Origin of the sequence: Shinella granuli (assembly GCF_004341885.1) — a bacterium.
Taxonomy (GTDB): Bacteria; Pseudomonadota; Alphaproteobacteria; order Rhizobiales; family Rhizobiaceae; genus Shinella; species Shinella granuli.
In genome coordinates, this window is record NZ_SLVX01000001.1 from 402,589 (window position 1) to 421,443 (window position 18,855).

General features: G+C 66.6%; 20 protein-coding genes. 6 read left to right on the top strand and 14 right to left on the bottom strand.

What is annotated here, in order from left to right:
- Positions 1 to 7 precede the first annotated feature (7 nt).
- Both EV665_RS01895 and EV665_RS01900 read right to left on the bottom strand, forming a co-directional pair.
- On the bottom strand, positions 8 to 838 hold the full coding sequence (locus EV665_RS01895; protein WP_133032876.1) for a TIGR02587 family membrane protein: 831 nt from the start codon (positions 836 to 838) through the stop codon (positions 8 to 10).
- A 210-nt stretch (positions 839 to 1,048) separates the two neighbouring features.
- Positions 1,049 to 2,992, bottom strand: coding sequence for a DEAD/DEAH box helicase (locus EV665_RS01900; protein ID WP_133032877.1), 1,944 nt, complete (start codon positions 2,990 to 2,992; stop codon positions 1,049 to 1,051).
- A gap of 279 nt (positions 2,993 to 3,271) precedes the next feature.
- On the opposite strand from EV665_RS01900, the gene panC reads away from it, so the two are divergent.
- The 4 genes from panC (at position 3,272) to EV665_RS01920 (ending at position 6,361) form a co-directional block, all read left to right on the top strand.
- A complete protein-coding gene (panC, locus tag EV665_RS01905) occupies positions 3,272 to 4,141 on the top strand; it encodes a pantoate--beta-alanine ligase (protein ID WP_133032878.1) in 870 nt (289 codons plus the stop codon).
- Between the two features lies 1 nt (position 4,142).
- Positions 4,143 to 4,967: a 3-methyl-2-oxobutanoate hydroxymethyltransferase gene (gene panB / locus EV665_RS01910; RefSeq protein WP_064330502.1), complete on the top strand. Its 825-nt coding sequence runs from the start codon at positions 4,143 to 4,145 to the stop codon at positions 4,965 to 4,967.
- A gap of 351 nt (positions 4,968 to 5,318) precedes the next feature.
- Complete coding sequence (locus EV665_RS01915; protein ID WP_133032879.1) at positions 5,319 to 6,047, top strand: AzlC family ABC transporter permease; 729 nt, start codon at positions 5,319 to 5,321, stop codon at positions 6,045 to 6,047.
- Between the two features lie 2 nt (positions 6,048 to 6,049).
- Positions 6,050 to 6,361, top strand: coding sequence for an AzlD family protein (locus EV665_RS01920; RefSeq protein ID WP_064330500.1), 312 nt, complete (start codon positions 6,050 to 6,052; stop codon positions 6,359 to 6,361).
- Here EV665_RS01920 and EV665_RS01925 read toward each other — a convergent pair.
- The 5 genes from EV665_RS01925 to EV665_RS32180 all read right to left on the bottom strand — a co-directional run bounded on the left by EV665_RS01925 (position 6,351) and on the right by EV665_RS32180 (position 11,140).
- Positions 6,351 to 8,186 carry an aminopeptidase P family protein gene (locus EV665_RS01925; protein ID WP_133032880.1) on the bottom strand — a complete coding sequence of 612 codons (1,836 nt, stop codon included), beginning with the start codon at positions 8,184 to 8,186 and terminating at the stop codon, positions 6,351 to 6,353. The genes EV665_RS01920 and EV665_RS01925 overlap by 11 nt on opposite strands.
- Positions 8,187 to 8,349: 163 nt before the next feature.
- Positions 8,350 to 8,874, bottom strand: coding sequence for a hypothetical protein (locus EV665_RS01935; RefSeq protein ID WP_133032882.1), 525 nt, complete (start codon positions 8,872 to 8,874; stop codon positions 8,350 to 8,352).
- Between the two features lie 426 nt (positions 8,875 to 9,300).
- The gene (locus EV665_RS01940; RefSeq protein WP_133032883.1) at positions 9,301 to 10,182 is read right to left on the bottom strand and encodes a 50S ribosomal protein L11 methyltransferase; all 882 of its coding nucleotides are present in this window, start codon (positions 10,180 to 10,182) and stop codon (positions 9,301 to 9,303) included.
- A 79-nt stretch (positions 10,183 to 10,261) separates the two neighbouring features.
- Complete coding sequence (locus EV665_RS01945; RefSeq protein ID WP_133032884.1) at positions 10,262 to 10,861, bottom strand: SCO family protein; 600 nt, start codon at positions 10,859 to 10,861, stop codon at positions 10,262 to 10,264.
- 120 nt (positions 10,862 to 10,981) lie between these two features.
- Positions 10,982 to 11,140 (bottom strand): hypothetical protein, encoded by a 159-nt coding sequence (locus tag EV665_RS32180; protein WP_162852945.1) that lies wholly within the window; start codon positions 11,138 to 11,140, stop codon positions 10,982 to 10,984.
- Between the two features lie 251 nt (positions 11,141 to 11,391).
- Between EV665_RS32180 and EV665_RS01950 the strand changes: the two genes are divergently transcribed.
- On the top strand, positions 11,392 to 11,856 hold the full coding sequence (locus tag EV665_RS01950; protein WP_023514279.1) for a chemotaxis protein CheW: 465 nt from the start codon (positions 11,392 to 11,394) through the stop codon (positions 11,854 to 11,856).
- A gap of 200 nt (positions 11,857 to 12,056) precedes the next feature.
- Positions 12,057 to 12,419, top strand: a complete 363-nt coding sequence (locus tag EV665_RS01955) for a hypothetical protein (protein ID WP_064330495.1) — start codon at positions 12,057 to 12,059, stop codon at positions 12,417 to 12,419.
- 56 nt (positions 12,420 to 12,475) lie between these two features.
- Here the strand turns inward: EV665_RS01955 and EV665_RS01960 are convergent, their stop codons facing one another.
- From EV665_RS01960 to EV665_RS01990, 7 genes are all read right to left on the bottom strand, one after another.
- Complete coding sequence (locus tag EV665_RS01960; protein ID WP_064330494.1) at positions 12,476 to 12,982, bottom strand: CreA family protein; 507 nt, start codon at positions 12,980 to 12,982, stop codon at positions 12,476 to 12,478.
- Positions 12,983 to 13,074: 92 nt separating this feature from the next.
- Positions 13,075 to 13,821 carry a copper homeostasis protein CutC gene (locus tag EV665_RS01965; RefSeq protein ID WP_133032885.1) on the bottom strand — a complete coding sequence of 249 codons (747 nt, stop codon included), beginning with the start codon at positions 13,819 to 13,821 and terminating at the stop codon, positions 13,075 to 13,077.
- A 22-nt stretch (positions 13,822 to 13,843) separates the two neighbouring features.
- Positions 13,844 to 14,899 carry a dipeptidase gene (locus tag EV665_RS01970; RefSeq protein ID WP_133032886.1) on the bottom strand — a complete coding sequence of 352 codons (1,056 nt, stop codon included), beginning with the start codon at positions 14,897 to 14,899 and terminating at the stop codon, positions 13,844 to 13,846.
- A gap of 84 nt (positions 14,900 to 14,983) precedes the next feature.
- Entirely contained in the window at positions 14,984 to 16,144 is a 1,161-nt protein-coding gene (gene nagA, locus EV665_RS01975) for an N-acetylglucosamine-6-phosphate deacetylase (RefSeq protein ID WP_133032887.1), read from the bottom strand.
- Positions 16,141 to 17,163: an SIS domain-containing protein gene (locus tag EV665_RS01980; protein WP_064332555.1), complete on the bottom strand. Its 1,023-nt coding sequence runs from the start codon at positions 17,161 to 17,163 to the stop codon at positions 16,141 to 16,143. Before EV665_RS01980 ends, nagA begins: the two co-directional genes overlap by 4 nt.
- Before the next feature lie 20 nt (positions 17,164 to 17,183).
- The gene (locus EV665_RS01985; RefSeq protein ID WP_133032888.1) at positions 17,184 to 17,948 is read right to left on the bottom strand and encodes a GntR family transcriptional regulator; all 765 of its coding nucleotides are present in this window, start codon (positions 17,946 to 17,948) and stop codon (positions 17,184 to 17,186) included.
- Positions 17,945 to 18,832, bottom strand: coding sequence for a glucosamine kinase nucleotide-binding domain-containing protein (locus EV665_RS01990; protein ID WP_133032889.1), 888 nt, complete (start codon positions 18,830 to 18,832; stop codon positions 17,945 to 17,947). The genes EV665_RS01985 and EV665_RS01990 overlap by 4 nt, the downstream gene beginning before the upstream one ends.
- Positions 18,833 to 18,855 lie beyond the last annotated feature (23 nt).

The window sequence follows — 18,855 nt, forward strand, 5'->3', positions numbered from 1 at the left end:
GGCGGCCTCACAGGATCAGCCGCGCAGCGGCGGCGCCGAGCGCGGCGGGAAAGCCGAGCACGATGACGGACAGCATGATCTCGACCGGCGAGCTGTCGTCGAGGCGTTCGAAGATCCATAGCGCCAAGACGCTGATCGCCAGCGCGACGACGTAGCCGGGCAGGGTGAAGCGCACGAAGGCGTGCCACCAGGGTGTCTGCGGCGAAAGCTCGTGGCCGCCGATGAAGGACACCGCATAGACAAAGCCGTGCATGAGGGCGATGGAGAGGAGGGAGACGACGAGGGCATGCCAGATCGTCATCTTGTAGGCGAGCACCATCATCTCGTCGGTCGGCGCGATGTTGAGCGAAAGGAAGAGCGCGCCGGCCGCCATCAGGAGCAGTTCGCCGGGATAGCTCGTCTCCCTGGTGTCGGCATCGTCCTCACTGTGGCCGAGCTGGCTGCGGCCGAGCATGGCGCCGATGCTGGCGGGAACCGATTGCAGCGCGACCTTGCCGACAAGTTCGCTCGCCGGCATGCCGCCGCGCAGGAGGCCGAGCGCCGTCAGCACCACCAGGCTGGTCAGGATGCCGATGCCGTAGGCGATCGCCGCGTCGCGTGTCGCCTCGCGCCAGCTGAAGGTCTTCTCGAAGCCGATGCGGTGGGCGAGCAGGATCAGCAGGGGGATGTTGAGGAGCAGCAGCAGGAACAGGCGCTCGCGCGCCATGTAGAAGCCGAGATACCACATTTCCATGGTCATCAGCATGGGCAGTGCGAGGAAGAGGGCGCCGGCGACGCCCCGGCCGAGGCCGGTCACGAAGCGGTTGAACTCGTCCTTGTCGCCCTCGGCGCGTGTCATGAAAATCCCCTCGCAAAAGCGCGAGGGTAATGCGGCGCGGTGATGAAAGTTCCGCGCTGGATCGACAGGCCTGTTGGCCTTGGCTCCTGCTACGCTCTCCTCCGTCATGCTCGGGCTTGACCCGAGCATCCATCCCACCGGCACGCCGTGGATGACGTTGAGAATGGCGCGCGGTGTGTCGCCAAACCACGGCCAAACGCGCCGGCCGCGTCAGAAGCGGTCCGGCTTCTTGGCCTTCGGCTTGCGCGGGGCGCCGTCGGGCTTGGCGAACTTCTCGTCGCGCTTGCCCTTGAAGGGTTTGGCGCCGGCAAACGGCTTTGCCGGCTTCTTGCCGCCGTCCTCGCGGTCCTTCCAGTGCGGCTTGGCGGCGGCGCCTTCGGGCTTGTCGAAATCGCGCTTCTTCTCGAAACGCGGCTTCTTGTCGAAGTCGCCCTTCGGCTTCCAGTCGGCACGGCGTTCCGGCCGGTCGTAGCGCTGCGTCTTCTCGCCGGGCGTGCGGGCATAGGGCTGCGGCGTCAGGTCGGGCTGGCCCTCCAGCACGGTGACGCGGATGCCGCGCTCCAGCATGCTGTTCGGGCCGAGATGGCCGAGGAAGCCGTCGGCGGCATCGGCGGAGAGCTCGATATAGGTCTCCTCCGGCTGCATCTTGATCGCGCCGATCTCGTTCTTGGTGATGCTGCCGTTGCGGCAGAGCATGGGGATCAGCCAGCGCGGCTCGGCGCGCTGCTTGCGGCCGACCGAGACGGAGATCCACACGCTCGATCCGAAACCCTCGCGCGGGCGCTTGGTTTCGGCCGGGATGAAGTCGTTGCCGCGTTCGCGCGGCTTGCGCTGCTCGAGCGAGACCTCGACCAGGTCTTCCGGCGCCGAGCGGCCGGCCTTGAAGAAGCGGGCGACGGCGGCGGCGAGCTGGCGGGCATCGAAGCGCGCGGCGAGGGCGTCGATCGTCTCGATCTCGTCTTCGCCGATCGTGTCGGTCAGCATCGGGTCGGCGAGCAGGCGCTCGTCGTCGCGGCGCAGGATGTCCTCGGCGGACGGCGGGGTCGCCCAGTTCGCCTTGAGGTTCGCCGCCTGCAGCAGGCGCTCGGCCTTGCGGCGGGCGCTGAGCGGCACGATGAGCGCGCTGACGCCCTTGCGGCCGGCGCGGCCGGTGCGGCCCGAGCGGTGCAGCAGCGTTTCCGGATTGGTCGGCAGGTCGGCATGCACGACCAGTTCGAGATTCGGCAGGTCGATGCCGCGCGCGGCGACGTCCGTGGCGATGCAGACGCGGGCGCGGCCGTCGCGCATGGCCTGCAGCGCGTGGGTGCGTTCGTTCTGGCTGAGTTCGCCGGAGAGGGCGACGACCGAGAAGCCGCGGTTGTTGAAGCGGGCGGTCAGATGGTTCACCGCCGCGCGCGTCGAACAGAAGACGATGGCGTTCTGCGCATCGTAGTAGCGCAGCACGTTGATGATGGCGTTCTCGCGGTCGGCCGGCACGACCAGCAGGGCGCGATAGTCGATGTCGACATGCTGTTCGCGCTCGGCGGCGGTCGAGATGCGCAGCGCATCACGCTGGTAGTTCTTGGCGAGCGTGGCGATCTCCTTCGACACGGTGGCCGAGAACATCAGCGTGCGGCGCTCTTCCGGCGCGGCTTCCAGGATGAATTCGAGGTCCTCGCGGAAACCGAGGTCGAGCATCTCGTCGGCCTCGTCGAGCACCACGGCGCGGATCTCGGACAGGTCGAGATTGCCGCGGGTGATGTGGTCGCGAAGACGCCCCGGCGTGCCGACGATGATATGGGCGCCGCGCTCCAGCGCGCGCCGCTCGTTGCGCACGTCCATGCCGCCGACGCAGGAGGCGATGACGGCGCCGGTCATCTCGTAGAGCCATTCCAGCTCGCGCTTGACCTGCATGGCAAGTTCGCGCGTCGGGGCGATGACGAGGGCAAGCGGGTTCCCGGCGCGTGCAAAACGCTCTTCGCCCTGAAGCAGCGTCGGAGCGAGCGCGAGGCCGAAGGCGACGGTCTTGCCGGAGCCGGTCTGGGCGGAAACCAGCGCATCCGCATCGCCGATCTTGGGGTCGGAGACGGCGACCTGCACCGGCGTCAAAGTGGTATAGCCGCGTTTTTCCAACGCCTTTGCCATCGCCGGAGCGAGGCCTTCAAAACTCGTCATGTAGGGTCTTTCGGAATTCGGGTTCCGCGACGATCTGGCGTCGCACTCTGCGCTCGTATGCGACGGGCGTGTCAACGCGCTCTCTACTGGGCATTGAGCGAAATGTACAGTGCGCAAAATGCAATGCTGCCGAGCGGGGCGGACGATAGCCGCCAAAGGTGTTTGCCGATTGTCTTTTTGCGCTGCACAAGATAGAAAACGGCGCCTCCTGGAACGATCCGCAGAGATCGTGCGGGGGCATCGCCCGCGGGAGAGCGCGAGAGCAAGGAGGAACCGCCGATGCAGACCTTCACCACCATCGCGGACCTGCGCGCGGCGCTGGCGCCCCACCGGCTGGACGGCCGCACGATCGGCCTCGTGCCCACCATGGGCTATCTTCATGTCGGCCATATGGAGCTTGCCCGGCGGGCCTGCGCCGACAACGACGTCGTCGTCGCCACCATTTTCGTCAACCCCCTGCAGTTCGGCGCCAACGAGGACCTGGCGCGCTATCCGCGCGATCTTGCCCGCGACCAGGCGATGCTGGAGGCGGAAGGCGTGCACTATCTCTTCGCGCCCGGCGTCGCGGACATGTATCCGCGGCCGATGGAGACCGTCGTCGATGTGCCGACGCTCGGCTCGGAGCTCGAAGGATCCGTCCGGCCCGGGCATTTTGCGGGGGTCGCCACCGTCGTCACCAAGCTCTTCAACATCGCCCAGCCGCACCGCGCCTATTTCGGCGAGAAGGATTTCCAGCAGCTCACCATCATCCGCCGCATGGCCGAGGACCTGGCGCAGCCGGTCGAGGTGATCGGCGTGCCGACGGTGCGCGAGGCGGACGGGCTCGCCTGTTCCTCCCGCAATGTCTACCTTTCGGCCGAGGAGCGCGCCGCTGCCGTCATCGTGCCGCGCGCGCTGGAGGAGGCCGAGCGGCTGATAATGGCCGGCGAGACCGATGCGAAACGGCTGGAGGCGAGCGTTACTGCCTTCCTTGCCAGCGAGCCGCTGGCAAGGCCCGAAGTGGTCGCGATCCGCGATCCGCAGACGCTCGCCAAGATCGACACGGTTGGCGACAGGCCGGTTCTTTTGTTGCTTTTCGTGCGCTTTGGGAGCACGAAACTCCTCGATAACCGGGTTCTTGGCCCGAAAAACGCGAAAAAGGTAGCGTGACATGAGCGTACACACCGCCAAGCGCCGTCTGGCGCCCGCCGATATCAGGGCCCTCAAGGGCGAGCGCCCGATCGTCAGCCTCACCGCCTATACGACCCCGGTCGCCAAGCTCATGGATCCGCATGTCGATTTCATGCTGGTGGGCGACAGCCTCGGCATGGTGCTCTACGGCCTCGATTCCACCGTCGGCGTGACGATCGAGATGATGATCGCGCACGGCCAGGCCGTCATGCGCGGCTCGTCCAATGCCTGCGTCGTCGTCGACCTGCCCTTCGGCTCCTACCAGCAGTCGAAGGAGCAGGCCTTTGCGACGGCCGCCCGGGTGCTCAAGGAAACCGGCTGTTCGGCGATCAAGCTGGAGGGCGGGGCGGAAATGGCCGAGACGGTGCATTTCCTCACCCAGCGCGGTATTCCGGTGCTCGGCCATGTCGGCCTGATGCCGCAGCTCATCAACACGACAGGCGGCTACCGTTCGCTCGGCCGCAATGACAAGGAGGTCGAGAAGATCCGCCGGGACGCCGCGGCCATCGACGAAGCCGGCGCCTTCGCCATCGTCATCGAGGGCACGGTCGAGCCGCTGGCGCGCGAGATCACCGGCAAGGTCAAGGTGCCGACCATCGGCATCGGCGCCTCGCCGGCCTGCGACGGCCAGGTGCTGGTCGTCGACGACGTGCTCGGCATCTTCACGGATTTCAAGCCGCGCTTCGTCAAGCATTTCGCCAATCTCGCGCCCGTCATGAGCGAGGCCTTCGCGACCTATGCCGAAGAGGTGAAGGCGCGCAGCTTCCCGGGGCCGGAGCACACGTTCCAGCTCAAGAAGGGGTGATTGTCGGCACTGCCGGGCGCCACTCTTCCGTCTGGGCGCCAGCTCTCCATTCGTCTGGCGCCATATCCATGGCTCCACCTCTCTTCCGCCCGGCGCCATCTCTCTTTCGCTTGGCTCTATCTCTCTTTCGTCATGGTCGGGCTTGACCCGACCATCCACAGCCCCGGGTGCTGCCGCGTGGATGGTCGGGTCAAGCCCGACCATGACGGAGTAGAGGGGGCGACATCCATCAGCATCAGACGAAATTCGACGCTGATCGATCAACGGCGCTGAACGATCCATCAGCCATATTGGTTTGCAGGTGGACCCTTGCTGCTCTATGGCTGTACGATCCCAAGATAGAGCAGACCCATGACCCCCGCCACGAAAGATGAAATCCGCGATGCCTTCCGGCGTGGCAGCGCCGTGGCGATCGCCGCGGCACCGTTTGCCGTCCTGTTCGGTGCCGTCGCCATCGACAACGGCCTGACGATCGCGGAAGCGGCGCTGATGAGCGCGACGCTCTATGCCGGCGCCAGCCAGCTCGTCGGCGTCGAGCTCTTCGATCACAATGTCGCGCCCTGGCTGGTGGTGCTGTCGATCTTCGCCGTGAATTTCCGGCATGTGCTCTATTCGGCGGCGATCGCCGCCCATATCCGGCACCTCACCTTCTGGCAGAAGGCGACGTCGCTGTTCTTCCTCACCGATCCGCAGTTCGCCGAAACCGAACGCCGCGCCGATGCGGGCATCCGCGTCAGCTATATCTGGTCCCTTGTGCTCGGCCTCAGCGTCTATGTGCCCTGGCTCTGCCTGACGATCGTCGGCGGCCTGCTCGGCAACCTGATCAGCGATCCCAAGGCGATCGGCATCGACGTGCTGCTGCCGATCTACTTCATGGGCCTCGTGCTCGGCTTCCGCAGCCGGGCGAACTGGCTGCCGGTGGTGCTGGCCTCCTCGGCGGGCTCGATCCTGGCGCTGCATTTCGTCGGTTCGCCCTGGCATGTCAGCCTGGGGGCGCTGGCCGGCATCCTCGTTGCCGCGCTCATGCCGCTCGACGGCGACGAGGCAACGGTCGGCGATGTCGTGGAAGGGGAGGCGTGAGCATGGATACGCTGTTCCATATGCAGACGCTGCTGATCATCGCCGCCGGCGCGATCGCGACCTATCTCACGCGCGTCGGCGGCTATGTCTTCATCACGCGCATGAAGCGCATCCCGCCGCGCGCCGAAGCGGCGCTGAATGCCGTTCCGGCCGCCGTGCTCACCACGCTGGTGGCGCCGGCAGCCGTGACGGGCGGGCTGGATGTCAGCCTGACGATGGCGGTCGCCCTCCTCGTTGGCCTGCGTCTTTCGCTGCTTCCGGTGCTGGCCATCGGCTGGGTCGTCGTGATGGTCCTGCGTCAGTTTATCGGCTGACCGGCGCCGTCGCCTTTTCCAGCCAGCGCTTCGTCGTGTCGTCCGCCAGCAGCGGCGTGATCTTCTCGCGCACATCCGCGTGGTAGGCGTTGAGCCAGGCAAGCTCCTCGTCCGTCATCAGGGCGGGCACGACGAGCCGGCGGTCGATCGGGCAGAAGGTCAGCGTTTCGAAGCCGAGCATGTCCATGTCGCCGCCCTCGACCGGGGCCGCCGGCAGGACGTGGATCAGGTTCTCGATGCGGATGCCGAAGGCGCCGGGGCGATAGTAGCCGGGCTCGTTGGACAGGATCATGCCGGCAAGCAGTTCCTGCGTCGAAAGCCGCGAGATGCGCTGCGGGCCCTCGTGCACGGAAAGATAGGAGCCGACGCCGTGGCCGGTGCCGTGGGCGAAATCGGCGCCGGCCTTCCACAGCGCGATGCGGGCGAGCGGATCGAGGTCGCAGCCGCGCGTGCCCTTCGGGAAGCGCGCGGTGCTGATCGCGATCATGCCCTTCAGCACCAGGGTGAAGAAGCGCTTCTGCTCCTCCGGCACCGTGCCGATCGCCACCGTGCGGGTGATGTCCGTCGTGCCGTTGATATATTGCGCACCGGAATCGATCAGGAAGAGCGTGCCGGGCTCGATGACGGTGTCCGACGCGGTGGTGACGCGATAGTGCATGATGGCGGCATGGGCGCCGGCGCCGGCAATCGTGTCGAAGGATACGTCCTTCAGCGGGTTCTGGTGGCGCTCGCCGACGCTGGCGCGCACGGCCTCCAGCTTCTTCGTGACGGCGATCTCGGTCTGCGTGCCCGGCGTCGTTTCATCGAGCCAGGCGAGGAATTCCACCATGGCCGCGCCGTCCTGAAGGTGGGCGCGCGCGGAGCCCTGCAGCTCGACGGCGTTCTTGCAGGCGCGGGGCAGGCGGGCGGGGTCGTTGGCCTCGACCAGCGTGCCGCCCTTGCGGCGCACGATCTCGGCAAGCGCGAAAGGAGCCTGGTCGGGATCGATCAGGATGCGCTTGCCCTCGGCGGCGAGCGCCGCGATGCGCTCGTCGAACTGCGACGGCGGCACGAGGTCGGCGAGCTGGGTGAGATAGGCCTCGGGCTCGATGCCGGTCTTGCGCTTGTCGAGGAAGAGCTGCGGGCGACCCTCTGCCGGAATGATGGCGCGGGCCAGCGGATGCGGCGTGTGCGGCACGTCGCTGCCGCGGATGTTGAAAATCCAGGCGATGGAGGAGGGATCGGTGACGGCGAGGGCATCGGCGCCGGCCTTGGCGGTCGCCTCCGCCATCTTGGCGAGCTTGTCCCTGGCCAATTCCCCGGCCTGGTCGATCGCCTGGATCGTCACGCGGCCGAGCGGTTCGCTCGGACGGTCGGTCCAGGCCTTGTCGAGCGGGTTGTGGGGCAGGAGGACGAGGGCGCCGCCGAGGCCGGCAAGCGCCTTTTCCAGCCGGCGCACCTCCGCGCCGGTGTGCAGCCACGGGTCGATGCCGAGGCGGAAACCCTTCGGGGCGTGGTTCTGCAGCCAGAGATGCGGCGGTTCGCCGACGAGGTCGCCGCCGGTGAAGACGCTGCCGTCCACCTGCTCGGCAAGCTGCGTGACATAGCGGCCATCGACGAACACCACGGCGTTGGCGCGCATGACGAGCGCCACGCCGGCCGAGCCGGTGAAGCCCGTCAGCCAGGAGAGGCGCTCGGCCGAGGCGGGCACGTATTCGCCCTGGTATTCGTCGGCGCGGGGCACGAGGAAGCCGTCGATGCCGAGCGCATCGAAGGTGGCGCGCAGCGCATCGGCGCGTTCGCGGCCGAACTGGGGCGTGGAGGTGACGTCGAAACTCTGGAACATGGAAGACTTCCGGTATGGCGATGAATCGTGCCGGCAATCTAAAGCATGTCGCGCAAAAGTGTGCAGCGGTTTTGCGGCAACGACATGCGAAAAACCAAAGAGCTAAGGCGCAAGGAGCGAATCTGGAAGATCGCGATGCGCTTTAGCCCATCGGCCGGCCGCGTCAGAGGCGGGCGAGATAGCGTTCCAGCACCGCGCGGGTCAGGCGCTGGTTGTTGCGATACCAGTCGTCCTCGGTGAAGAAGGCGGGTTCGCCGGCATCCCAGCCGCTCATCGAGAAATCCGACTGGCGGGCGAGGAAGGCGACGAAGTCCTCCTCGGATTTCCATTCCGCGATGGGCGGGCCGAAATAGGCCCCGCCGTCCTGCACGTCGGCCAGCATCACGCCGTCCTCGGTACGGATGAGGCCCTGGCCGCAGAAATCCCGGTGATGGTCGTAGATCACGCCATTGCCGGGCATCTCGTTCGTCAGCTTGTGCCAGAGCCGTTCGGCCAGCGCCGCGCCGAGCGGCTTGCGGCTGAGGGCATCACGCAGGGATTCGGCGATGCGGCGGCGCTCCGCCTCGGTGCGGGTGGCGCTTTCGACCCGGTAGGGGTTCTTGCGCGCCTCGATATTGGCGCGGATCGCGATCCACAGCACGAAGACGATGACCGCAAGCGCGATGAGCGGGATGACGGTGGCGGCCATGCTCAGGAAAACCCCGCGGCATCGCGAAGAGGTCTGCAATTGGACTTATGCGTTTCGTGCATGGCACCCATGTCTCAAAGGCCCTGTCGCGAATTTTCGAATCCTGTATAAGCGGCGCCAACGAAGCGAAACAAAACGCGCTTCAAGCGAAACGAAGTGAAAGTTCCTCCAGTCCTTCGGATCGCAAAATGAACTGCCGAAAGGCAAAAGACTAGGTGTTCCGATCAGGCGTCTTGCCGGTCACTCCTCCTCCCTCCTCCGGGAAGGCGCTCGGAACACATAGGCCCGCTTGAGCACTCCTCCTCAAGCTCGCGGGCAGGCCGGTTTGCCGGCCCATAGGCGGTGCCTCTGGCACCGCCTTTTATTTTGCCTGCGATTCCCGCGCGTTGAAGCGGAATGTTGCCACCCCGCTTCAAGCTGGCGTCGTCACCGACGATTGTCGAGATGGATCGTCACCCAGCCTTCGCGCCAGATCGTGCGCACATGGCGCAGGCCCGCGCAGTTATAGGCGGCAAGCACCTTCCAGCGCTGCGAGGCGAGGATGCCGGACAGGATAACGTCGCCCTGCGGCGCCAACTGGGCGGAGAGCTGCGGCGCCATGCGCATCAGCGGCCGGGCGAGGATGTTGGCGATGATGAGGTCGAAGGGGCCGTGGCGGCCGAAGGCGGTGGAGTGGAAGCCCGGCGCCGTCTCCAGCGTGATGCCGGAGGCGATGCCGTTGAGGCGGACGTTTTCCTGCGCGACGCGGGTGGCGACCGGGTCGATATCCGTCGCCAGCACCGTGACCGGGGCAAGCTTGCGCGCGGCGATCGCCAGCACGCCGCTGCCGGTGCCGAGGTCGAGCACGCGCCTGACCTTGCGCGTGCGCATCACGTCGGAGATCACCTCCAGGCAGCCCGCCGTCGTGCCGTGATGGCCGGTGCCGAAGGCCTGGCCGGCGTCGATCTCGATGGCGATCTCGCCGGCCCGCACCTTGCCGCGGTCATGCGAGCCATGAACGACGAAACGGGCGGCGCGCACGGGCTTCAGGCCTTCCAGCGACTTGGCGATCCAGTCGATGTCGGGCAGTTCCTCGCGCTCGATCGTCGCATCGGGAAACTCGCCGGCAAGCAGCGCGGCGAAACGCGCGTGGATCTCCGCCTCGTCCTTACGGAACATGTAGACGGAGGCTTCCCAGATGTCCTTCTTCTCGTCGATCTCCATCGTCGCGATGGCATAGCCTTCGTCCTCGAAGACGTCGGTCATCAGCGAGAGGGCGATCTCGGCCCGCTTCTCGGTCGTGGTGATGTAGAGGCGGATTTCGCTCACGGCTCGGGGTCCCTGTTGTTTCAGGTCCGCCTAGCATGTCCGAAAGCCGAGGGCAAAGGTGGATCGCCCGCCGGCAGCCTTATCCCTTGATCAGGTTGGCGAGCTTCTGCTCGGCGACCTCGGGGTTCTCGCCATAGGCGATGGTGCCGACGAAGCGGCCGGTCGCGTCGAGCAGGAAGACGGAGGCCGTGTGGTCCATCGTGTAGTCCCCGTCGGGCTTTTCTTCGTCGAGCGGCACCTTGCGATAGTAGACGCGGTAGCCCTTGACCATGTCCAGCACCTTGTCCACCGGGCCGGAAATTCCGGTGATGCGCCTGGAGACGTTGCCGACATACTGGCCGATCAGCTCCGGCGTGTCGCGCTCGGGATCGACGGTGACGAAATAGGCCTGCAGCTTCGAGCCGTCGGGATCGACCTTGGTGAGCCAGCCGTTCATCTCGAACAGCGTCGTCGGGCAGACTTCCGGGCAATGGGTGAAGCCGAAGAAGAGGGCGGTGGGCTTGCCGGTGAAGGCCTTTTCGGTGATCGGCTTGCCATCCTGCGCGACGAGTTCGAAGGGCACGCCGAACGGGCCGCCCGCGACCTCGTCCTTCGTCCTGGTCATTTCCAGCGTCAGCCAGCCGAGCAGGGCCGCGACGAGCGCGACGGCGATCCACAGTACGAGGCGCAGGGTCTTCATGGCAGTCCTTCGATAAGCAAGGTCCCGAGGTCTGCCGGTGTCATAGTCCTTCGGTCGGACGCGCGCAAACGGGCCAATTGCCGCAATGCGAAGCAGGATCGGCGTCTCGCGGAATTGTGATCAGAAGCACCAGGCCATGCCGGATTCGGCAAGGCTGAGGAAGATCGCCGTGCCATGCTCCAGCCAGCCGGCAAAGGCGGCGGTGGCGGCCATCACGCCGAGGCCGAGCACGAGGAGCGCAGCGGGCAGGGCGGTGTATCGGCGGGCGGTCTTGTCCATGCCGGCAAGTATAGCCCGGAATCGCGGGATTTCAAACCGGGGCGGACTGCCGTAACGGAAGGCGGTTTGCTGCCCGGATTTTATCGAAAGAGGCTAAAATAGCAGTTTCCGGTGCCGTTCCTTAGCCATTGTTTAATCTCTCTTTGCCACTTTCGGACAACGCGCAAAGGGCCGGTCAGACCCGCTGGACATGATGTCCGCCGTGCAGCGCATTCCAACAAGTCCATTGTCGATTGGAAAGAGCCTCACCCATGTCCAACGCCCTGAAACAGTCCGGCGCCTATCTCGAAATCGTCTCCTTCCATCTCGGGGAGCAGGAATTCTGCATCGACATCATGGCCATCCGCGAAATCCGCGGCTGGGCGCCGGTGACGCCGATGCCGCACACGCCGCCCTATGTGCTCGGCCTCATCAACCTGCGCGGCGCGGTGATCCCGGTTATCGACATGGCCTGCCGCCTCGGCATGAAGATGACGGAGCCGTCCGAGCGTTCGGCGATCATCGTCACGGACATTGCCGGCAAGCTCGTCGGCCTGCTCGTCGAGCAGGTCTCCGACATGATGACCATCAAGAGCGAAGCCCTCCAGCCGGCGCCGGAAATCATCCCGGAAGCCCAGCGCGCCTTCTGCCGCGGCATCGTCGCGCTGGAGAAGTCGATGGTCTGCTTCCTCAACCTCGACACCGTCATCGCCGACGAACTCGCCCAGGCCGCCTGATCGCAGCAGGAAGAGCGTTCCGATTTCGGGCATCTGGCCGGTTTTCCGGCCGGGTGCCTTCGGCCGTCCGAAGACAATTCCGGTATATTATCCTAAATTAACATTTAATAATGCGCGGTTTCGCGGCGATTTGTCAGGAACCATGCGAAGCCCGCCCCGTTTCTTCCATGCTACCCATAAAGACAACATGGAGAATTCTCATGAAGAAGACCGTTACGATTGCCCTTGCTTCGCTTCTTGTCGCCGCGCCGGCGGCAAGCATCGCCTATGCCCAGGACGCCACGATGCCCATGACCTCGGACAGCATGTCCACGGGTTCGATCAGCGCGGACAATGTGAATGTCGTCACGCTGTCCTCGCTGGAGGCTGACGACAGCAAGCGCGGCGAAGCCGAACGCCTCAGCCTCAAGGCCAACGACCCGGCCACGATGGAGAAGGTCCAGGCCGAGCTGCAGGGCGAACCGGGCCTGGCCGAAGCGCTGGCTTCCAAGAACGTCCAGCTGCAGAACGTCATCGAAATCCAGACATCGGGTGATGGCGGCAAGGTTGTCTACGTCAAGTAAACCGCTGCCCCATCAACGAAAACGCCCCGGACCTCTTCAGGTGCCGGGGCGTTTTTTCAGGGCTTGCCGTTGGTCCAGGTGACGGTCTCGCCATAGAGCGGCACGGTGGAGATCGACATCTTCGCCGATCCCTCGGTCAGTTCGCGCGAATGGGCGAGATAGATCAGCGTGTCGTTCTTCCTGTCATAGATGCGCGTGACGATCAGCGACTTCCAGATCAGCGACAGGCCGGACTTGAAGACCTCCTCGCCGCCGCGGTCGAGGTCGATGTCGCCGATCGTGATCGGGCCGGTCTGCTGGCAGGAGATGGCATTGTTCGAGGGGTCCTCGAACCAGTTGCCCTTCTTCAGCCGGTCGATGACGCTGCGGTCGAAATAGGTGACGTGGCAGGTGACGCCGGATACCTTAGGGTCGGTCACCGCGTCGATGTAGATGTCGTTGCCGATCCAGTCGACGCCGACCTTGCCGACCGTCTCGGCGGCGGCGGGCAGGGCGGCAAGCGCCATCAGGCCGGCGGCGATGGCCGTGCGAAGGCGGGGGGCGGCAGAAATCGTCAGCGGCATGGCAGGTCTCCTTGTTCCGTCCTCAACGTAAGGAGGCGCCGGCCGCTTGCAAGCCGGCCCTTGAAGCATTTTCGCTTTTGCCGGACTTGCTCTTACGATTTTGCCGCGGCGATGGTGGCGCGCACCGCGTCCCCGTCGGTCAGCGTCACCTCGTATTCCCGGTCCTTCTGCGTACCGCCCATGCCGACATGCGGGTTGCGGAAGGCCATGCCGCTTGGCACGGTCTTCAGCGCGGCGAAGTGCAGCTCTGTGAGATTGGCGCCGTCGCGGACCTTTCGGATGTTGTCCGCATCGAGCGCGCCGCAGCCCATGATGACGATGCGGCCGGCGGCCTGCTCGTTGGCGGCCTTCAGGATGGCGAGGCCCTCCAGCGCGCTGTCGCGCTGGCCGGAGGTCAGCACGCGGTCGACGCCGCAGCGGATGAGCGCCTCCAGCGCCTCGCCGGCATCGGCCGTCATGTCGAAGGCGCGGTGGCAGGTGACGGACATCGGCCGGGCGGCCTCGACCAGCTGCTTCGTGCGCGCCTCGTCGATCCTGCCATCGGGCGTCAGGCAGCCGATGACGACGCCGGAAACGCCTTCGTCCCCAAGGGCGGTGACGTCCTCCACCATCGTCTCGAATTCCGTCTGCGAATAGAGGAAGTCGCCGCCGCGCGGGCGGATGATGACATGGACGGGGATCTTGGCCGCCGTCACCGCGGCGCGGATCGTCGCAAGGCTCGGCGTCAGGCCGCCCTCCACCAGGCTGGCGCAGAGTTCCACGCGGTCGGCGCCGGCATCCTGGGCGGCGAGAAAACCGTCGATGCCTTCGACGCAGAGTTCGATGAGGGGCTTGGCCATGGTGTCCTTCCGGTTGTTCTGGTCAGGCTTCGCGCCAGACGGTCTTGAGGAGCCGCAGCCAGTTTTCCCGGCAGAGCTTTGCGAGGTCGTCCTCGCCGTAGCCGGCCTGGCGCAGCGTCTCGACGAGCGCCTGGCTGCCGGCGGCGTCGTGGATCGCGCCGGGAATGGTCGCGCCGTCGAAATCCGAGCCGAGCGCCACGCAATCGATGCCCATGCGCTCCACCATGTGGTCGATGTGGCGCACCATGTCGGAAAGCGGTGTTTCGGGGTTTTCGAGGCCGTCGGCCCTCAGCATGGTCGTGGCGTAGTTGAGGCCGGCAATGCCCTTGCGCTCGCGGATCGCGTCGAGCTGGCGGTCGGTGAGGTTGCGCGAGATCGGCGTCAGGGCGTGGGCGTTGGAATGGGTGGCGACGAGCGGCTGGCTGCTTTCGCGCGCCACGTCCCAAAAACCCTGTTCGGTGATGTGGGCGAGGTCGATCATGATGCCGAGCCGGTCGCAAGCCTTCACCAGTTCGACGCCGGCCGCCGTCAGGCCTGGGCCGGTATCGGGCGAGGAGGGATAGGCGAAGGGCACGCCATGGCCGAACAGGTTGTGGCGGCTCCAGACGGGTCCGAGCGAGCGCAGGCCGTTGTCATAGAGGCTTTCGAGGTTCGACAGGTCCTCGGCGATCGGCTCGCAGCCTTCGATATGGAGCACGGTGGCGAAGCGGCCGGCATCCATGGCCGCGCGGATCGCCGCCGTGGAGCGGCAGATCGAAAGGCCGCCGGCCTTTTCCAGCCGGGCGGCGATGTCGGCCATGTCGAGCGCGATCTTCAGTGCGTCTGCATGCTCGCGCGGTCCGACCATCGGGATGTTGTAGTGACCGTTCTCGTCGACCTCGCGCGGCGGATAGTCCTCCACCGGCGGAATGAACATGGCGCAGAAGCCGCCGGCAAGGCCGCCCTTCTTTGCGCGCGGGGCGTCGATATGGCCCTGGTCCGTTCCGTCGATGAATTCGGCGATCGGGTCGGCGCCCTTCCGGGCATTCTCCCACAGGCGCAGGAGGACGTCGTTGTGGCCGTCGAAGATCAATTGCATGAGGCGCTCCCGGATCGATACGTCAGATCATCCGACGGGGTAGAACCGATTCCGCCGCGGCCCGCAAGAACCGTGGCGGCGACATCAGGCGGCGAAGACCGGCGTGCCGGCGATCCAGGTGGAGAGGACGTTGATATTGCCGTCTATGACCGCGAAGTCGGCATCGTGGCCGTGGGTAAGGCGGCCCTTGCGGCCCGTCATGCCGATCGCCTCGGCAGGGTAGAGCGAGGCCATGCGCAGCGCCTCCTCCAGGTCGAGGCCGGCATGGTCGCGCATGAAGCGGATGCAGGAGGCCATGTCGATATCGGCGCCGGCGAGCGTGCCGTCGGCCAGCGTCAGGCGCCCGCCTTCGCGAAAAATCTCGCGGCCGTTGAGGAAGAAGCTCGTCATGTCGGTGCCGATGGTCGACATCGCGTCGGTGACGAGGAAGATGCGGCCGGGGCCGCGCTTGGCCCGCAGCGCCACGCCGATGGAGGCCGGATCGACATGGAAGCCATCGGCGATCAGGCCGGCATTGAGGTGGCCGAGATCGAGCGCCGCGCCGACCATGCCGGGCTCGCGGTGGCCGAGCGGGCTCATGGCGTTGAAGAGATGGGTCATCATGCTGGCGCCGGCCTCGACGGCGGCGGCGGCGGTCCTGTAGCCGCAATCCGAATGGCCGAGGCTGACGGTGACGCCCGCCGCATGGAGCGCGGCGATCTGCTCGTTGGTGGCGTTTTCCGGCGCCAGCGTCATCAGGAGGGCATCGAGGCCCTTTCGCGCCGCGATGGTGCGGGCGAGGTCGGCTTCTTCCATCGGGCGGATGAGGTTCGGATCATGCGCGCCCTTGCGGGCGACCGAAAGATGCGGGCCTTCGAGATGGAGGCCGAGGAAGCCCGGCACCTTCGCCTGCTGCGCCGCAAGGCCGGCGGCGACGGTTTCCGTCGTCACCTCGACAGTGTCGGTGATCAGCGTCGGCAGGAGGGCCGTCGTGCCGAAGCGGGCATGGGCGGCGCAGATCGTGCGGATGCCTTCGAGGTCCGGCCGCTCGTTGAGCAGCACGCCGCCGCCGCCATTGACCTGCAGGTCGATGAAGCCGGGAACGAGCGAGAGCCCGTCCATCGGCACGGCGCGGGCGTCGGCCGGCACATCGCGAAGGGGCGCGATGGCCGCGACCTTGCCGTCCGCGACCAGCAGCACGCTGTCCTCATGCCACAGATCGCCGTCGAAGATGCGGGCGCCGGTAAGGGCGGTGAGTGCTGTCATCGGGTTTCCGTCACTTTCTTCAGGTTGACCGGCTTGTCGGGATCGAGGCCCTTGCCGCGCGACCAGGCCTCGACGAAGCCGTAGAACGGCACGATGAGGGCGAGCGCATCGGTGATCGGATGGCCGGTGGCGACGAAGGGGAGCTTTCGCGCGCTTTTCGCGCCGGCGGCTGTGACGCAGGCATAGGCGCCGCGATCGGCGAGGCTGTCGGCCATGCCGGTGACCGAGGCTTCCGCCGCGTCGCGCGCGGCCAGCGCGATGACCGGGAAGGACGGGCCGACGAGGGCGACCGGGCCGTGCAGCACTTCGGCGGAGGAATAGGCCTCGGCGTGCATGCCGGAGGTTTCCTTGAACTTCAGCGCCGCCTCGCTGGCGATCGCAAGGCCCGGGCCGCGGCCGAGAACGTAGAGCGACTGGGCGTCCTTGAGGTCGCCGGCAAGGTCGGACCAGTCGAGCGCGACGGCCTTCGCGAACTGTTCCGGCAGGGTCTTCACGGCGCGGTCGAGGTCGGAATCGCCCGTCCATTCGGCGAGCACGGCAAGGCCGGCGACGATGGAGTTGACGTAGGATTTCGTCGCGGCGACGCTGAGTTCCGGGCCGGCGGAAAGATCGAGCGAGTGCGTGCAGGCATCCGCCAGCGGCGAGGGCAGGGTGTTGGTGAGCGCGATGGAGATCGCGCCGCCCTTGGTCGCGCCCTCGGCCATGGCGACGATGTCGGGGCTCTTGCCGGACTGGGAGATGGCGATGGCGGCCGCGCCGCCGAGCTTCAGCTTCGCGCCGTAGATGGAGGCGAGCGACGGGCCGAGCGAGGCGACGGGCCGGCCGGCGGTGAGTTCGATTGCATATTTCAGGAAGAGCGCGGCATGGTCGGAGGAGCCGCGGGCGACGGTGACGAAGAACTGCGGATCACGCTCCCGGAGCGCCTTGCCGGCCGCCGTAACGGCGCTGGCGGAATTTTCGAGCAGGCGCGCCGCCGCTTCCGGGATTTCGTTGATCTCTTTGCGCATGTTGGTCTGCATGGAATTGCCTTTGCGGTTGGTCACGTCTCGGAAAGCGTCAGTTCGGCGACGAAATCGTAGGCATCGCCGCGATAGATGGAGCGGGTGAACTCGACCACCCGGCCGGAGCGCAGATAGGACACCCGCTCGATGGAAAGCCCGGCGGAGCCGGCGGGCACGCCGAGCATGGCCGCGTCCGGATCCTTCATGTTGTAGGCGGAGATGCGCTGCACGGCGCGCACCGGCCGGCAGCCGCGTTTTTCCAGCGCGGCATAGAGCGAGGTCGTGACCTGCATCGGATCCGGCAGGAATTCCGCCGAGATGCAGGCGCGCTCGATGGCGAGCGGCATGTCGTCGGCGACGCGCAGGCGCCCGAGCCGCGCGACGAGCGCATCGGCGGGAAGGCCGAGCATCATCATCTCGTCCGGCGAAGGGTGGAACAGGCCGCGGTCCAGCCATTCGGCGCGGGTGACGAGGCCGCGGCGTGCCATGTCCTCGGTAAAGGAGGTGAGGCGGGAGAGCGACTGCTGCACCTTGGCGACGGGCTTGGCGACGAAGGTGCCGGAGCCGTGGCGGCGTACCAGCAGGCCGTCCTTGACGAGGTCGTCGACGGCCTTGCGCACGGTGACGCGGCTGACATTGGCATGGTCGGCAAGGTCACGCTCGGCGGGCAGGGCGTCGCCGTAGTTCAGCTTGCCCGAGGTGATCGCCTCCTCCAGCATCTGGCGCAGCTTGACATAGAGCGGGCCGGGCACGCCCGACTGCAGGCTTTCCGGCGTGAGGATCGCGGCAAGGGGCGTGGTCATGCGGCAGCTCCCGTTCGCTCTCTGTAACCCTTGGCGGCCAGCGCCACGGCGCCGGTCAGGGCGTCCGCCTCGGCCTCCACCAGGATCGCGCGGTGATGTTCGGACAGCCATTGCGGATAGAGCGGCGCAAGGCCGCCGAGCAGGCACAGGCGCGGCGCGCCGGCCAGCGCCATGATGGCGTCGAGGGATTCGTTGACGCTTGCCGCCCCCGCCGTGACGATGGCGATCGCCTGCGGGTCGCCCTCCTTCGCACGGGTGAAGACGAGGGGGGCATAACGGCCGAAATCGCCGGGCTTGGAGAGGCGAGCGAATTCGACGATGCCGCGCGGATCGTGCTTGAACTCGTCGAGAATGGCATCCGTGAGGCCCGAGCGCGGATGCACGCCGTCATGGGCGAGCAGCGCTTCCTGGAGCGCTGCATGGCCGATGCGCGCGCCGCCGCCGAGATCGCCGACGGTAAAACCCCAGCCGCCGACATAGCGGACCACGTTGTTCTTGCGCCCCATATAGATGGAGCCGGTGCCGAGGATCGCGACGGCCCCGTCCATGTCGCCGATCGCGCCCTGCAGGGCGATCAGGCCGTCGGAATCGATATCCGTATGGCGGAAGGGCAGGCGGTCGTGCACGTAGCGGGTAAGATCGCCGACATTGGTGCCGGCAAGGCCGAGGAAGGCGGAGGCGCCGTCGATGCCGGCCTCGTCGAGCCCTGCGTCGCGATAGGCGGCCCTGGCCGCTTCGGTGATGGAGATGATCGCATTGTTGGGATCGGTCAGGATATTGGCCGCGCCGCTCTTGCCGCGCCCCAGGATGGTGCCGTCCGGGCGTGCGACCGCCGCACGGCAACTCGTTCCCCCGCCGTCGATACCGAGAATAAGATCTGTCATGGGCACCTCCGAGCACAACGATA

What these genes read in the sequence shown, in the direction of transcription:
- EV665_RS01895 (WP_133032876.1), bottom strand. Translation starts at nt 838, where the DNA reads ATGACACGCGCCGAGGGCGACAAGGACGAGTTCAACCGCTTCGTGACC.
- EV665_RS01900 (WP_133032877.1), bottom strand. Translation starts at nt 2,992, where the DNA reads ATGACGAGTTTTGAAGGCCTCGCTCCGGCGATGGCAAAGGCGTTGGAA.
- panC (WP_133032878.1), top strand. Translation starts at nt 3,272, where the DNA reads ATGCAGACCTTCACCACCATCGCGGACCTGCGCGCGGCGCTGGCGCCC.
- panB (WP_064330502.1), top strand. Translation starts at nt 4,143, where the DNA reads ATGAGCGTACACACCGCCAAGCGCCGTCTGGCGCCCGCCGATATCAGG.
- EV665_RS01915 (WP_133032879.1), top strand. Translation starts at nt 5,319, where the DNA reads ATGACCCCCGCCACGAAAGATGAAATCCGCGATGCCTTCCGGCGTGGC.
- EV665_RS01920 (WP_064330500.1), top strand. Translation starts at nt 6,050, where the DNA reads ATGGATACGCTGTTCCATATGCAGACGCTGCTGATCATCGCCGCCGGC.
- EV665_RS01925 (WP_133032880.1), bottom strand. Translation starts at nt 8,186, where the DNA reads ATGTTCCAGAGTTTCGACGTCACCTCCACGCCCCAGTTCGGCCGCGAA.
- EV665_RS01935 (WP_133032882.1), bottom strand. Translation starts at nt 8,874, where the DNA reads ATGGCCGCCACCGTCATCCCGCTCATCGCGCTTGCGGTCATCGTCTTC.
- EV665_RS01945 (WP_133032884.1), bottom strand. Translation starts at nt 10,861, where the DNA reads ATGAAGACCCTGCGCCTCGTACTGTGGATCGCCGTCGCGCTCGTCGCG.
- EV665_RS32180 (WP_162852945.1), bottom strand. Translation starts at nt 11,140, where the DNA reads ATGGACAAGACCGCCCGCCGATACACCGCCCTGCCCGCTGCGCTCCTC.
- EV665_RS01950 (WP_023514279.1), top strand. Translation starts at nt 11,392, where the DNA reads ATGTCCAACGCCCTGAAACAGTCCGGCGCCTATCTCGAAATCGTCTCC.
- EV665_RS01955 (WP_064330495.1), top strand. Translation starts at nt 12,057, where the DNA reads ATGAAGAAGACCGTTACGATTGCCCTTGCTTCGCTTCTTGTCGCCGCG.
- EV665_RS01960 (WP_064330494.1), bottom strand. Translation starts at nt 12,982, where the DNA reads ATGCCGCTGACGATTTCTGCCGCCCCCCGCCTTCGCACGGCCATCGCC.
- EV665_RS01965 (WP_133032885.1), bottom strand. Translation starts at nt 13,821, where the DNA reads ATGGCCAAGCCCCTCATCGAACTCTGCGTCGAAGGCATCGACGGTTTT.
- EV665_RS01970 (WP_133032886.1), bottom strand. Translation starts at nt 14,899, where the DNA reads ATGCAATTGATCTTCGACGGCCACAACGACGTCCTCCTGCGCCTGTGG.
- nagA (WP_133032887.1), bottom strand. Translation starts at nt 16,144, where the DNA reads ATGACAGCACTCACCGCCCTTACCGGCGCCCGCATCTTCGACGGCGAT.
- EV665_RS01980 (WP_064332555.1), bottom strand. Translation starts at nt 17,163, where the DNA reads ATGCAGACCAACATGCGCAAAGAGATCAACGAAATCCCGGAAGCGGCG.
- EV665_RS01985 (WP_133032888.1), bottom strand. Translation starts at nt 17,948, where the DNA reads ATGACCACGCCCCTTGCCGCGATCCTCACGCCGGAAAGCCTGCAGTCG.
- EV665_RS01990 (WP_133032889.1), bottom strand. Translation starts at nt 18,832, where the DNA reads ATGACAGATCTTATTCTCGGTATCGACGGCGGGGGAACGAGTTGCCGT.